17 protein-coding genes are annotated in these 13,002 nt (G+C 65.1%); 10 read left to right on the top strand and 7 right to left on the bottom strand.

The genetic code is table 11. The features are described from left to right. From ACJ8FR_RS06375 to ACJ8FR_RS06360, 4 genes are all read right to left on the bottom strand, one after another. Positions 1–657: class I tRNA ligase family protein (locus ACJ8FR_RS06375; protein WP_407827787.1), on the bottom strand; the 657-nt coding region annotated here is incomplete at its 3' end. Positions 658–749: 92 nt separating this feature from the next. Next, positions 750–1,598, bottom strand: coding sequence for a sterol desaturase family protein (locus ACJ8FR_RS06370; protein ID WP_407827786.1), 849 nt, complete (start codon positions 1,596–1,598; stop codon positions 750–752). A gap of 134 nt (positions 1,599–1,732) precedes the next feature. After that, entirely contained in the window at positions 1,733–2,662 is a 930-nt protein-coding gene (locus ACJ8FR_RS06365) for a bifunctional riboflavin kinase/FAD synthetase (protein ID WP_407827785.1), read from the bottom strand. An 11-nt stretch (positions 2,663–2,673) separates the two neighbouring features. Beyond that, positions 2,674–3,108: a DUF2127 domain-containing protein gene (locus ACJ8FR_RS06360; RefSeq protein WP_407827784.1), complete on the bottom strand. Its 435-nt coding sequence runs from the start codon at positions 3,106–3,108 to the stop codon at positions 2,674–2,676. 180 nt (positions 3,109–3,288) lie between these two features. Here ACJ8FR_RS06360 and rpsM point away from each other — a divergent pair, with 180 nt between their 5' ends. The 4 genes from rpsM to ACJ8FR_RS06340 all read left to right on the top strand — a co-directional run bounded on the left by rpsM (position 3,289) and on the right by ACJ8FR_RS06340 (position 6,001). After that, positions 3,289–3,657: a 30S ribosomal protein S13 gene (gene rpsM, locus ACJ8FR_RS06355; RefSeq protein WP_407827783.1), complete on the top strand. Its 369-nt coding sequence runs from the start codon at positions 3,289–3,291 to the stop codon at positions 3,655–3,657. A gap of 53 nt (positions 3,658–3,710) precedes the next feature. Next, on the top strand, positions 3,711–4,100 hold the full coding sequence (gene rpsK / locus ACJ8FR_RS06350) for a 30S ribosomal protein S11 (protein WP_407827782.1): 390 nt from the start codon (positions 3,711–3,713) through the stop codon (positions 4,098–4,100). 87 nt (positions 4,101–4,187) lie between these two features. Beyond that, entirely contained in the window at positions 4,188–5,258 is a 1,071-nt protein-coding gene (locus ACJ8FR_RS06345; RefSeq protein WP_407827781.1) for a DNA-directed RNA polymerase subunit alpha, read from the top strand. A 95-nt stretch (positions 5,259–5,353) separates the two neighbouring features. Further along, positions 5,354–6,001, top strand: coding sequence for a hypothetical protein (locus ACJ8FR_RS06340; protein ID WP_407827780.1), 648 nt, complete (start codon positions 5,354–5,356; stop codon positions 5,999–6,001). Positions 6,002–6,264: 263 nt separating this feature from the next. On the opposite strand, the gene ACJ8FR_RS06335 is transcribed toward ACJ8FR_RS06340, so the two are convergent. Further along, positions 6,265–6,933, bottom strand: coding sequence for a surface lipoprotein assembly modifier (locus ACJ8FR_RS06335; RefSeq protein ID WP_407827779.1), 669 nt, complete (start codon positions 6,931–6,933; stop codon positions 6,265–6,267). An 88-nt stretch (positions 6,934–7,021) separates the two neighbouring features. Here ACJ8FR_RS06335 and ACJ8FR_RS06330 point away from each other — a divergent pair, with 88 nt between their 5' ends. The 4 genes from ACJ8FR_RS06330 (at position 7,022) to ACJ8FR_RS06315 (ending at position 10,217) form a co-directional block, all read left to right on the top strand. Continuing rightward, positions 7,022–8,053, top strand: coding sequence for a tetratricopeptide repeat protein (locus ACJ8FR_RS06330; protein ID WP_407827778.1), 1,032 nt, complete (start codon positions 7,022–7,024; stop codon positions 8,051–8,053). Between the two features lie 284 nt (positions 8,054–8,337). Next, complete coding sequence (locus ACJ8FR_RS06325) at positions 8,338–9,483, top strand: hypothetical protein (protein ID WP_407827777.1); 1,146 nt, start codon at positions 8,338–8,340, stop codon at positions 9,481–9,483. Positions 9,484–9,664: 181 nt separating this feature from the next. Further along, the gene (locus ACJ8FR_RS06320; RefSeq protein WP_407827776.1) at positions 9,665–9,844 is read left to right on the top strand and encodes a hypothetical protein; all 180 of its coding nucleotides are present in this window, start codon (positions 9,665–9,667) and stop codon (positions 9,842–9,844) included. A 34-nt stretch (positions 9,845–9,878) separates the two neighbouring features. Beyond that, positions 9,879–10,217, top strand: a complete 339-nt coding sequence (locus tag ACJ8FR_RS06315) for a DOPA 4,5-dioxygenase family protein (protein WP_407827775.1) — start codon at positions 9,879–9,881, stop codon at positions 10,215–10,217. On the opposite strand, the gene ACJ8FR_RS06310 is transcribed toward ACJ8FR_RS06315, so the two are convergent. Continuing rightward, positions 10,214–11,029 carry a winged helix-turn-helix transcriptional regulator gene (locus tag ACJ8FR_RS06310; protein ID WP_407827774.1) on the bottom strand — a complete coding sequence of 272 codons (816 nt, stop codon included), beginning with the start codon at positions 11,027–11,029 and terminating at the stop codon, positions 10,214–10,216. The genes ACJ8FR_RS06315 and ACJ8FR_RS06310 overlap by 4 nt on opposite strands. 32 nt (positions 11,030–11,061) lie before the next feature. Here ACJ8FR_RS06310 and ACJ8FR_RS06305 point away from each other — a divergent pair, with 32 nt between their 5' ends. Together ACJ8FR_RS06305 and ACJ8FR_RS06300 are read left to right on the top strand one after the other, a co-directional pair. Further along, entirely contained in the window at positions 11,062–11,289 is a 228-nt protein-coding gene (locus tag ACJ8FR_RS06305) for a tautomerase family protein (protein ID WP_407827773.1), read from the top strand. Positions 11,290–11,449: 160 nt separating this feature from the next. Next, positions 11,450–12,616, top strand: a complete 1,167-nt coding sequence (locus tag ACJ8FR_RS06300) for a YadA-like family protein (protein ID WP_407827772.1) — start codon at positions 11,450–11,452, stop codon at positions 12,614–12,616. Positions 12,617–12,700: 84 nt separating this feature from the next. On the opposite strand, the gene ACJ8FR_RS06295 is transcribed toward ACJ8FR_RS06300, so the two are convergent. Further along, positions 12,701–12,856: a hypothetical protein gene (locus tag ACJ8FR_RS06295; protein WP_407827771.1), complete on the bottom strand. Its 156-nt coding sequence runs from the start codon at positions 12,854–12,856 to the stop codon at positions 12,701–12,703. Between the last annotated feature and the right edge of the window lie 146 nt (positions 12,857–13,002).

Genomic DNA, 13,002 nt, shown 5'->3' with positions numbered 1-13,002 from the left:
GTCCTCATATTCGATCTCGGCCTCGGCCAGCGCGGTCTTCTCGACCGGCGACCACATGACCGGCTTGGCGCCGCGGTAGAGCTGGCCGGTCTCGGCGAACTTGAACAGCTCGGAGACGATGGTTGCTTCCGCACCCTTGGCCATGGTGAGGTACGGCTTGTCCCAGTCGGCGCTGATGCCCAGCCGCTTCAGCTGCTCGCGCTGAACGTCGACCCAATGCTGGGCGTAGGCGCGGCACTCGGCGCGGAACTCGCGCACCGGCACCTCGTCCTTGTTGAGCTTCTTCTTGCGGTACTGCTCCTCGACCTTCCACTCGATCGGCAGGCCGTGGCAGTCCCACCCGGGCACGTAGGGCGCGTCCTTGCCGAGCAGCGTCTGAGTCCGAACCACCATGTCCTTGAGCGTGTGGTTGAGCGCATGGCCGATGTGGATGTCGCCGTTGGCGTAGGGCGGGCCGTCGTGGAAGATGAACTTGCTTCGGCCTTCGCGCGCCTTGCGGATCTGCTGGTAAAGGCCCTCGGACTCCCAGCGCCCCGCGATCGCGGGCTCCTTCTGCGGCAGCCCGGCCTTCATCGGAAAGTCGGTGCGCGGCAGGAAGACGGTCGAGCGATAGTCGCGCTTGGTGGTCGTGTCTGCTGTTTCCGGGGCGTCGGCCATCTCGCGCGGGGCTGTAGCGGGCGCATAAGAGATTGCAAACCGACGCCCAGTCTCGGTTGGCGGGGCTTTCCGTCAACGCTGAAGCCGCGCCCTCAGGCCTGCTTGCGGCCTATCGCAGACGCTGGCCAGCCCATCGATGGGTCCGTCGGTCGTCCGCCCGGCTGCGACCGAAAGGGACCCCAGAGATAGGTCGCGAGCGAGCGTGCTTCAGGCTGCTCGTTCATTCCGGTCGCCGGCCACTCGTCTTTCGCGGGAAAGTGGGCCGTTCCGAACAGCTGGTCCCAAATCGTCGTGCCCGCTCCGAAGTTCTTGTCGAAATGCTCGGCATGGACCGAATGATGGATCCGGTGGAATCGATTGTCGGCGAGAATCCGCCGAAGCGCGGGGCCGAAATGGATGCTGCTCGGCGAGTGCAGATAATAGCCCTGGATGTTGACGAAAAGCTCGGCGATCGCGGACAGCTTGATGCCGTCGATGCCGAGCAGATAAGCCGCGGGGAGCATGATGAACACGACCCTGAAGAACTGCTCGGACCAGTGGAAATAGGAGTTGATGCCGCTCAGCTCTTCGATCGAATGATGGATCGAGTGGAAACGCCAGAACCATTTATGCTGGGCCCGGTGCATCCAGTAATCGAAGAAGTCGTAGAGGATGACGCCAAGGAGTGGCGTGATCAGGTAGAGCGACCAGTGGACCCACGGAGCGGCAAACCAGCTGTTGAGTGGGATGACGACCAGCGGGTGAGGCCGGAGCGCCGCCTCGGCCTGCTGCCAAAGAGTGACCGCGACGCCCGTGCCGGCGCCCGCGAAGGCCCAATATTTCAGCGATCGCAATTGGCTGGCAGCCGATACGCGGCCCTTGGGAAATAAGCGCTCCACGCCCCACAAGATCGCGGCGATGGAGAAAAAGCTCTCCCACGCCACGATAATATTGGCGCTCATGTGAGACGCGAAACTCATCCAGGCTCCCGGGCGCTGCGATGTTGGACTTTGTCCAGCGCCCGAGGGCAGGCCTAACCGTCAATTGGTCGCGATATGATTAATTCCGCGGGATCCTGCCGCTTAATAAAGGGCGATCAGGGCAGCGCCAGCAATCGCCGCGCCGCCGCCTCGTCCGCCCGCATTGCCGCGACGAGCGCATCGATGCTGTCGAACTTGCGCTCCTCCCGGATGAAGGCGTGGAGCGCGACCTCGATCCGGCGGCCGTAGAGATCGCCGTCGAAGTTCAGGAGGTGCGCCTCGAGCAGCTCCTCGGGCGGGTCGAAGGTCGGGCGGACGCCGAGGCTGGCAACCCCGGGGTGCTCGGTGCCGTCGTCGAGCGTCACGCGCACCGCATAGATGCCATATTTCGGCCGCTGGTAATCGCCGAGCACCATATTGGCGGTCGGATAGCCAAGCTCGCGGCCCCTCGAGTCCCCGCGCTGGACCACGCCCTCGATCGCGAAGTCGCGGGTCAACATCCGCGTCGCGGTGCCGGTATCGCCGCCGATCAGCGCATCGCGGATTCGGCCCGACGAGATCCTGATGCCGTCGAGCAGCACCGGCGCCACGGCTTCCGCGGCGATGCCGTGCTCCGCTCCCAGCGATTGCAGCAGTTCGACATTGCCGGCGCGCATCTTGCCGAAGGTGAAATCATCGCCGGTCACGACGCCGGCCGCGCCGATGCGCTTTGCGAGCAGCTCGGTCACGAAGTCTTCCGCTGTCGTGGAGCGGAGCGCCTCGCCGAATTCGAACACCAGCATCGCGTCGGCCCCGGCATGGCCGAACAAGGCCTCGCGCTGGTCGAGCGTGGTCAGCCGGAACGGCGGGACGTCGGGCTTGAAGTAGCGCACCGGGTGCGGCTCGAAAGTGGCGACGATCGCCGGCCGGCGCTCGTGGAAGCCGCGCTGGATCGCGCGGCCCACCACCGCCTGATGGCCGAGGTGGAATCCGTCGAAATTGCCGAGTGCGACGATGCTCCCCTTCAACGCGTCGGGGATGCCGCCGGCGAGGGTGAGGCGCTGCATTGGCTGCGGCCTTAGTGCGTCGGGAGCCGTTTGCGAAGGAGCCGGTATTCGTGGACGGCGAGCGCGATGACGAACAGGTCGAAAATGCTCAGGACGATGAGCCCGATGTCGTGGGTGTAGCTGTAGCGGTAGAGCTGATAGGCGATGAAGGCGCCGAACACCGCGAAGCTCGCCGGATAGGCCCAGATCTTCTCGCGCAGCAGGCCGACGACGATCACGCATTTCACCAGCCCGTGGCTGAGCAGATAGAAGGCGTAGAAATGCTGCTCGCTGAGCGGGAAGTGCCGTTCGAGCCAGCCGCCCCGGTCGATCTCGTCGAGCCACCGCGCGATGGCGGCGGCACTGAACACATAGAGCGCCAGGCCGCCGGCGATCTCGACCAGCGCATGCGCGCCCTTGGCGGCGACGCTGACGACGAAGACGCGATGGATGCTTTTTTCCTGCATCTGCCCCCAACGCCGCCATCTTGACTTGGACGCAAGCGAATCCTATCTCGTCCACATCCCGATCCACCGGTTGCCCGGCGGCGCATTCGTGCGCGCGTCGGTTTTTCGTTTAGGAATTCGGGTCTTTTTAGCGACGAGATGGGGCGGCAGGCGCCCTGTGGAGCTGAAGAAGGGTAAAGAATGGCTCGAATTGCGGGGGTCAACATCCCCACCAACAAGCGCGTCGAGATCGCGCTGACCTACATCCACGGAATCGGCCGCACGACGGCCAAGAAGATCACGCAGCAGCTCGGCATCGCGCCCGAAAAGCGCGTCCAGGACCTCACCGACCAGGAGGTGCTGCACATCCGCGAGACGATCGACCGCGACCACCATGTCGAGGGCGACCTTCGGCGCGAGACCGCGATGAACATCAAGCGCCTGATGGACCTCGCCAGCTACCGCGGCCTCAGGCACCGCAGGGGCCTGCCGGTCCGCGGCCAGCGCACCCACACCAACGCGCGCACCCGCAAGGGCAAGGCCCGGCCGATCGCGGGCAAGAAGAAGTAAGTGCTTCTTCCGCCCGACCGTCCGCAGCAGCTTAAGAGATTGTAGGAATAAAAATGGCCCAGGCACCGCAGCGCGTCCGCAGGAGGGAGCGCAAGAACATCACCGCCGGCGTCGCCCACGTCAACGCCAGCTTCAACAACACGATGATCACCATCACCGACGCGCAGGGCAACGCGATTGCCTGGTCGAGCGCGGGGATGATGGGCTTCAAGGGCAGCCGCAAATCGACGCCCTACGCGGCACAGGTCGCCGCCGAGGACGCCGGGCGCAAGGCCGCCGACCATGGCGTCCGCACGCTCGAGGTCGAGGTCAAGGGCCCCGGATCGGGCCGCGAAAGCGCGCTCCGGGCCCTCCAGGCGGTCGGCTTCACCATCACCTCGATCCGCGACGTGACCCCGATCCCGCACAACGGGGTGCGGCCGAGCAAGCGGCGCCGGGTCTGATTCTTCGAGATGGGTTCCCGCTTTCGCGGGAATGACGAAATGGAATTGAAATCAGGGACTTCGGTCCCCAACTGCCAAGGGATGAACATGGCCGTCAACGCAAAGAACTGGCAGGAACTGAAGAAGCCGAACGCGCTCGAGAAGAAGCCGTCGGGCGGCGAGAGCCGGCACCGCTCGGTGTTCGTCGCCGAGCCGCTCGAGCGCGGCTTCGGGATGACGCTCGGCAACTCGCTGCGCCGGGTGCTCCTGTCCTCGCTCCAGGGCGCCGCCGTCACCTCGATCAAGATCGACGGCGTGCTGCATGAATTCTCGAGCCTCGCCGGGGTCCGCGAGGACGTCACCGACATTGTGCTCAACATCAAGCAGATCGCGCTCAAGATGGAAGGCGAGGGGCCCAAGAGGCTGCACCTTTCCGCGACCGGCCCGGTCGACGTCACCGCCGGCATGATCGCGACCAGCGGCGACATCGAGGTCACCAACCCCGAGCTCCTCATCTGCCACCTCGACGAAGGCGCGACGCTCAACGCCGAGCTCACCGTCGACATCGGCAAGGGCTATGTCCCCGCGATCGCCAACCGCCCGGCCGACGCGCCGATCGGCCTGATCCCGGTCGATGCGCTCTACTCGCCGGTGCGCCAGGTCGCCTACAAGGTCGAGAACACCCGCGTCGGGCAGGAGCTCGACTATGACAAGCTGACGTTGACCATCGAGACCGACGGCACGGTGACGCCCGAGGACGCGCTCGGCTATGCCGCGCGGATCCTCCAGGACCAGCTGCAGCTGTTCGTCCACTTCGACGAGAGCCAGGTGCGGATGCCGAGCTCGCCGATGATCGGCCAGGCGGTGCCGATGGCGACCGAGACTCCGGCCGACACCAACCAGCTCAACCGCTATTTGCTGAAGAAGGTCGACGAGCTCGAATTGAGCGTGCGCAGCGCCAACTGCCTGAAGAACGACAACATCATCTACATCGGCGACCTCGTGCAGAAGACCGAGGCGGAGATGCTGCGAACCCCGAACTTCGGCCGCAAGTCCTTGAACGAGATCAAGGAAGTGCTCGCGAGCATGGGCCTCAGGCTCGGCATGGACATCCCCGGCTGGCCGCCCGAGAACATCGAGGAAATGGCCAAGAAGCTCGAGCAGGAAATGCTGGGCTAAACACCGTTTCGCTCAAAGTGGTACTTTGAGCGAGGATAGGAACAAGGAAGGGCCGTCCCGTTGGGGCGGCCCTTTTCTTTTGCTATCCACCGGTCGTGAGCGACAGCACCATTCTCAACTGGTTTCCGTACGCCTTTCCGTTCCTCTTCGTTGGGATGTGGCTGTTCACGACGGCGATGCTCGGGCTGATGTCGGGCTGGTTCGGCCTGCAGCAATGGTATGCCGACGACGGTAGCGAAGAGCCGCTGCTGAAGCTGCGCAGCCAGTCGGGACAGATGGGGATGGGTGTTGCGCTGAACGGCTGCCTCAGGCTCAGCGCATACCGCTCGGGCCTGGGGATCGGCATCTGGCGCATATTCGGCCTGTTCCAGAAGCCGCTCAAGGTGCCGTGGACCGAGATCGAGGCCGAACCCAGCCGCAGCTTCTTCCTGCCCATGGTCAAGCTTCAGCTGGGCAAGCCGTCGAACGGAACGCTGAAGATCAGCGCACAAAGCTGGGCGAAGCTGGTTGCCGCGGCCAGGCCGGTCGCGTCAGGACCACTTCCCGATGTGCCTCCGGTCGACAAGGGGGCGATCGCGCGGGGGATGTTCATCCAATGGGCCGCAGTCAGCATCATCTTCGGTGCGTTCATCTATCTGTCGTCCCACTTGCAGCCGGGCGGAGATCCCCCGCCGATCGTCATGATTGTGCCGGCACTGATCTTCGGCGTCGCGCTGCTCGTCCGCTATGCGCGGCTGAGTTGAGCGAGGCCCGCGAACGGGCCGCGCGTGGGTGTGCTAACTTTGGCGCTAGAGGGAAACAACAGATGGGCGAGCGGTTCGAGCGGCACCGGCTGGCCGCCCGAGAACATCGAGGAAATGGCCAAGAAGCTCGAGCAGGAAAATGCTGGGCTAAACACCGTTTCGCTCAAAGTGGTACTTTGAGCGAGTTGAGAGACAAGGAAGGGCCGCTCGGAAACGGGCGGCCTTTTCTCTTGCGGCATTCGAGAATCGATGACGGCGAAAAGTCAAAACAAAGTCGTGAGCCCACACTCGAGGCGGTCCTGACGCGTGTCGTAAAGGCTGATCGTGCTCTTTCGCCTCACGTGCGTGTAGGTGATCGACGGTGTGAACCGCCAAATCGCTACGCGCCGATTCAGGAGAGCGATCCGGAACTCCGTCGACCGGTCATGGCGAACGATACCAAACAAGGCATCCGGTGCTTCGTAGTCCGCGAGGGCATAAGTCGGCGCCACGCTGAAAGTGAAGCCACCGCGCAAATCGCGAGTCACGCTTAGCGAGGCCACAAACGACCGGTTTGAAAGGTCACGGGTGCGGGCTCTCTGCAACGCCCCATTTACGAGCAATGCCGCCGACGTCGTCGGATCGAGGATCCGAACGACGCCGGCGCTGGCGGACCACACCGGACCCGACTGATCCGGCAACGTCGGATAATTGAACTGCTGACCGGCGACGCTCAACGGGATCGCCGTTCGCGAATCCGGGTAGTAGACCGCCTCGACACGCCCGCCGATCGCCTCCTGATACAAGCGGCCGCCGTACCACCGCCGCAAGAGCGTGGCCGCGACGCTCGCTTCGACATTCTTGCCAAACCACTGCGGCCCCGACCACCCGCTGCCGATAGTTTCATCGAAGCGGGTTCCGCCATATTCGCGACGCTGGACGGCAACCCCCATTTTCCACCGCAACCGCTCAGCGATGGCGGGCGATCGTCAGCGGCCGGGAGACCGCCGGCTGACAGGGGAGCTTTTGCGCCAATGGAGCATGATGATTGTGTTCGAGGATCCGATCAGCAGCTATCGCGCCGTCGATCGCATCGCTCGGCAGTTGCCCGATTCCGCGGTGGCGCAACTCGGCTTGGCGATGAGCACCAGCCATGTCCTGCCGCTCCTCGCGCCCGAGGACCGTCCCGCAGCGCTGGCCAAGGGCCGAGCGGCCGCGGCACGCGCTCGCATGCTGGCACCAAATTACGGCGACGTGGCCTCACCCGATTGTACGCTCTATCCGGCTGATCGAATGGCCCAGTGCGAAGCCGCGCTGCGCAAGGCGTTCAAGATTGACCCCGACTCGCCCTTCGTCGCGGCGGGGCTGCGTAATCAATTGGTCGACGTTGGCCGCTTCCGAGAAGCCCTCGACTACGACCGGTTGGCGGTCGCGGCGATGCCCTACATGGCCGGCCGCCTGTCAGCCTCGACGATGCTTCTGGAAAGTCTCGGCCTTCGCACGCGAGCAGCGCAGCAGTTCCAGCGCGCTCGGCGTTGGTGGCCTGAATTCGACCGACTGTTCGCGGATCGCATCGAGGGAATTCTCGATCGCGGGAACATCGAGGATGCCGCTGGCCTTGTCGCGACCATGCCGGCGAACGTCGACGTGATCGATCGCTCAGCGGTGCGTTCGATCGCCGCTGACGTCGGTGCGCGGCGGCGGCAGCCTGTGCGGTTGCGTTGCCTGTCGCCCTCAATCGAGAACAGCCTAACTTATTTCTGCCTCGTCGCTCTGGTCCGCTGCAATGACCTCGACGGTGCCTTCGTATTGGCTGACCGCCTATTTCCCACCTTGGTGGCGGATGACCCGAAAGAGGAGGACCGCTTGTTCCTCGAGAGACCGGCGCGCCTCGGATTGGGCGCACTTTCAACACCGGCGCTAATGCCGCTGCGGCAAGACCCGCGCTTCCTGCGGATTGCCGAACGGGTCGGGTTGATCCGCTATTGGAGGCAGAACCATTTGCCAGATTTCTGCGACGACAGGCGCGAGGCGGTCTGTCCGAAATTAGTCCAGGTGCGTGGTCAGTCATAAGTACGCGAACGTGCTCACGCGGACTGAGAAATCGGTCAAAGACCGCGCCAAAATGCTGGGGTAAGCGCTGTTTTCGCTCGAAGTGGTACTTCGAGCGAGTTGAGAGACAAGGAAGGGGCCGCTCCGTTGAGGCGGCCCTTATTGATTCACGCGAAGGCGGGCAGGTGAAGTGAAACGACGGTAACGGCCGAACGGCCCGTTCGTCCGCCAGGCCGAGCTGGATACTCTTCGAAAAGGACAGCATCGTCCGACGCTTAGGGAATCGGTCAGCCGGGCAGTGGGGGATGAAGATGGTCAGCACGGTCAAATCTCGGCCGAACCACTATGAAACGCTGGGCCTCAAGCCGACGGCGAGCAACGAAGAGATCGCGCCGGCATTCGCCAGGCAAATGCTCTCGCCGCGGCCGATGTTGGACGTTGCCCAAATCGGGATTGCCTATGCAGTGCTTCGGGACCCGATCAAACGGCGAGACTATGATCGTTCGCTTGGGCTGAACGCCAAGCCGGAGCCGCATCAATGGACATATGCGGTGCAGCCGCGCTGGGTGCCTTTCATCGCCTCGGCTGCGCCGCAACCTAAGGATTCCGCGAGCAAAGCAGGTCTTCCTGAACCATTTGTGGCAGCGCCGCCCAAACCGGAAACACGCGCCGAACCGCAGCTCGCCTCACCCACCGCTGAATCGCGGCGCGAGCCGGCGAACTCAGGGCCAAGCGAGGCCCTGCCGCAGCCTAGCGTAGTACCGGAACAGCGGCGCCGGCCGGAGGCGGCGGCCGAGCGGCGGCCGAACCCGCGCATGTCCGATCTCATGGCGGTCCGCCGCGCTCGGGCGGAACGCTCGCGCGATGTGGATGACCGCATCATCGATTGGAAATACCCAGCCGTTGCGGTCGGCTCCCTGGTCGTGACGGTCGGCCTCCTTGGCGCCTGGGCGGGGATGGCCGCCGGAAACGACGCGGAAGCGGCGCAGGCCGCACCCGCGACGACCGTCGCCCTGCCCCAAGCGAGGCCGCGTCCGAGCATCGCCGCTCCGTCGCCGGCAGCGGTCGCCGCGCCGGCCGAGCCGCAGGCGGAATGGCCGGTTCGCGAGAATGTCTCCGCCTCCCGAGGCAAGCGCAAAGCTTCGCGGCGGCCGACGGGCTGGGCCGGGCCGCAAGTCCGCGAAGGCCAAACTGGGGAAAGCCAGGCCGACGCGCAGACTAGCGACCCACTCGCGCCCGAGCCCTCCGCCGCCCAGCCGGCCGCAGCCAACCTGCCGCTTCCGAACCGGGTGATCGCCCGGACGATCGAGCGGATCGGATATGCGTGCGGGCAAGTCGCCTCGACGGTAGAAGGCGAGGCCGGTGCTTACAAAGTGACCTGCACGTCGGGACATTCGTACCAGGCTACGCCGGTCCGCGGACGCTATCGCTTTCGGCGCCTGGCCGACTAGGCTGGTCCGTTAGCCTCGATGGAGCTGCGGCTTGGCATGAACGCCGACCGCAGGAGAAGGAAATGGCCAAGAAGCTCGAGCAGGAAGTGCTGGGCTAGAGCGCGGACAGAACAAGGAAGAGGCCGCTCCGTTGGGGCGGCCCTTTTTTTATGTGGTATGGTTGGCGGGAGGGGGTCGACACATGGGCGAGCGTTTCGAACGGCACCGGCAGCCGTGGCGGCAGGACGAGATCCAGAAGCTGCACGCGCTCGCGGGCAAGGGCATGTCGGTGCGCGCGATCGCCAAGGCGCTGACGCGGAGCGAGGAGTCGGTCAAGGACCGCGCGAAGTTCGACCGACTGAGGATTTCGAAGCTCAGGTAGACGCGGAGTTGCGCAGAGCGGCGTGCCCGGCCAAATGAGCCCTATGGCCGCGATCCGCGATTTCCACGCGCATATTTATTTCGATCCCGACGAGCTGGCCGCGGCGCAGGCGCTGGCGCGCGAGGCGCACGCACGCTTCGGGGTTCCCGTCGGGCATTTCCACCTGGGGCCGGTGGGGCCGCATCCGCGCGGGTCCTGCCAGCTGACGCTTTTGCCCGATCAGTTCGGCGAGTTCGCGCAATGGGCGGTGCCCAACCGTGGGAAGCTGACGATCTTCGCCCATGCGGAGACCGGCGACGACCTCGCCGACCATACGGATCACGTGATCTGGTTCGGGCCGAGCGAGCCGCTCAACCTGTCGATCTTCGGCTAGGCCGCGATCCTTGGCAGCTGATCGGGCACCGGCGCCCGCGCGGAGTTCGCGAACACGCTCGGGCGCAGCCACGCGCTCACGCGCCGCGTCAGCGCCGGATCGCCCTCGACCGACAGATCCCCTGAAAGCATCGCTTCGCGATACGTCCGATCCCCCATCCAGACGTCGTGCATGGTCCTGACCGTCGTCGTGAAATAGACGTCCACGTCGCGTCCCGGCGCGGTCAGGCAGACGTCGACATGAGCGCCCTCGACGAGGAGCCACCAGTCCTTGCGCTCGGTGAGGTCGCGGAACTTGAACTGCACGACCGCGCGCTCGCCTGGCAGCTGCGCGGTGTCGATGCTGCGCTCCAGATAGTAGAGCAGGAATTCGAGGTCGAAGTCCTGTTCCGACAGATTGTGGCGGGCCCAGCACAAGCCCCACTCGCCGACGCTCATGATGACCGGCAACAGTGCTTCGCAAGCGGCCGTGGGGTGATACTCGAAGCTGCGCTGGCCGTTGGCGCGGCGGCGCGCGACCAACCCCTGCTGCTCGAAATATTTGAGCCGCGCCGTGAGCAGCGCCGGCGAGATGTCGCCGAGGCCGCGCTGCAGCTCGCTGAAGCGCCGGCCGCCCATCAAAAGCTCGCGGATGATGAGGAAGGTCCAGCGTTCCCCGAGGATCTCCGTCGCCTTGGCGATCGGACAGAATTGGCCGTAGTTCATTCCGGCCTCGTACACGTCTCGCCACAGCAATCTACTACAGTTTCTGTAGCGGATTGCTTCAACCCGTGAACTATCGTCGCGGCGCTCCTGGCCACCATTGAGCGGCATATCGCTGGAATGGTCCGGCACAGGAGAAGCAAATGCCCCTCGTTACCATCGACGTCATCAAAGACGTGTTCACCCCCGCCAAGAAGCGTGACCTCATTGAAAAGGTCACCGAGGCGATGATCGCCGTCGAAGGCGAGGAGCTGCGTTCCGTGACGTGGGTCCGCATCTGCGAAGTCGAGCAGGGCGACTGGGCGATCGGCGGCCAGACGCTCGACGCTCCGGCCGTTCGCGCGATGAGCAGCCGTTTGCGCGCGGCCTGACGGCGAGGCTTGCACAACAGCTGATCACCCGACTGCGCTCGGCGGGCTCCTGCCCCCGCGTCCGCCGAGCGCAACTTCAGATTCCGACCATCGTCAACGATCCCCAGCGGCAGCCGCCGCTGGGTCTGTTCACACTCATCCCCACTATTGGAGAATATTGATGACCTACAATTTCAGGATCGCGCTGCTTGTTTCGGCAGGCGGCGCAGCGATCGCGCTCGCCTCGCCGGCCCGCGCCGACGCGACGGTCGATTGCAATGTCGGAGCCGGCGCTCTGTCGACCGAGTGCGGCATTGCCGCGACGGCGTCGGGCGACAACTCGACCGCGCTCGGCAACGGCGCCCTTGCCTCTGGGCTCGAAACCACTGCTACCGGCCAAGGCTCGACCGCCTCGGGCGAGAGTTCGACCGCGGACGGCATTGCGGCCTTGGCCAGCGGCTTCCAGTCGGTGGCGGTCGGCAACCGCGCACAGGCCACCAACGAAGATTCTGCCGCGTTCGGCGACAAGGCGCTCGCGACGGGTTTCCATTCGACCGCAATCGGCGGGGAGGCTGTAGCGACGGGTCCGGGTTCGCAGGCGTTCGGCTGGAGGGCGAATGCGACCGGGTTGCAGTCGGCGGCGGTCGGCAATCAGGCGCAGGCTACGGGCGCCAACTCGACCGCGCTCGGCAACCTGTCGCAGGCGACCGGGATCAATGCGACGGCGCTCGGCAATAACAGCCTCGCCACTGCGGCGAACGCCACTGCGGTCGGGCAATTATCGAAGGCGACCGCGGCGGGTGCCACGGCCGTCGGCGCCGGCGCGAATGCGACCTTCACCGGGTCCACGGCAGTTGGCGCAGGCGCAATCACGACCGCCACCAACCAGGTCGCGCTCGGCGGGACCGCGAGCTCGGTTCGCATCGGCGACATTGCCGCGAGCACGGCGGCGCAACAGGCGAGCTCGGTCAATCTCGCCACGGTCGATGCCAACGGCACGCTCGGCAGGAGCGGAGTGAGTTTCGCGAGCCTCGGCACGCTCCAGAACTCGTTCGCGACCGTGCAAGGGCAGATCGGACAGCTGTTCGACTTGAACGAGCAAAACCGGCGCGGCATTCGCGACGCCGATGAAGGCGTGGCGATGGCGCTGGCGATGGATACGCCGAGCATTCCCGCGGGCGCCCACTTCGCGGTGTCCGGAGGCGTCGGTTACTTCAAGAAGCAGGCTGCATTGGCCACGGCGATTTCAGCGGCGGTGGGCGAGATGTCGCAGGTTTCAGCCGGCATCAGCTATGGCTTCGACAGCAGGGAAGTCGGCGCCCGAGCAGGCTTTCAATTCGCCTTTTAGCGATGTGGCCATTGAGCCGTGACATGGCGTTGCGTCCGGCATGACGGGCGCTCCGTCCTGTCACGGCCTGTGGCGCGAATGTGACTAGGCGCGCGGGCTCTCGCGCATCGCCTCGGCGCGGCGGGCATAATCGTCGGCGAGCGCGAGATGGCGATCGCGCGCGGCCTCGGTCAGCGCGCGCTTGGCGGCAAGCTTCTCGCGCGCCGCCTGGCGGTGGAAGAAATGAATGCTCGGATACACCACGCCCTCCCCAGACTATCCCCCTCGCCCCCGTTCCATAATGAAACGGGCCGCGGCGCAAGCTTTATTGTGCGTTGAATCCGGTGTGGAGAATCGTTGCTGAACAGCAGCTTACGGCTGATGATGTCCTCGGAACTGCGCCCCGG

Origin of the sequence: Sphingomonas sp. (assembly GCF_045810705.1) — a bacterium.
Lineage (GTDB): Bacteria > Pseudomonadota > Alphaproteobacteria > Sphingomonadales > Sphingomonadaceae > Sphingomicrobium.
This window is presented reverse-complemented; position numbering and strand designations above follow the sequence as displayed.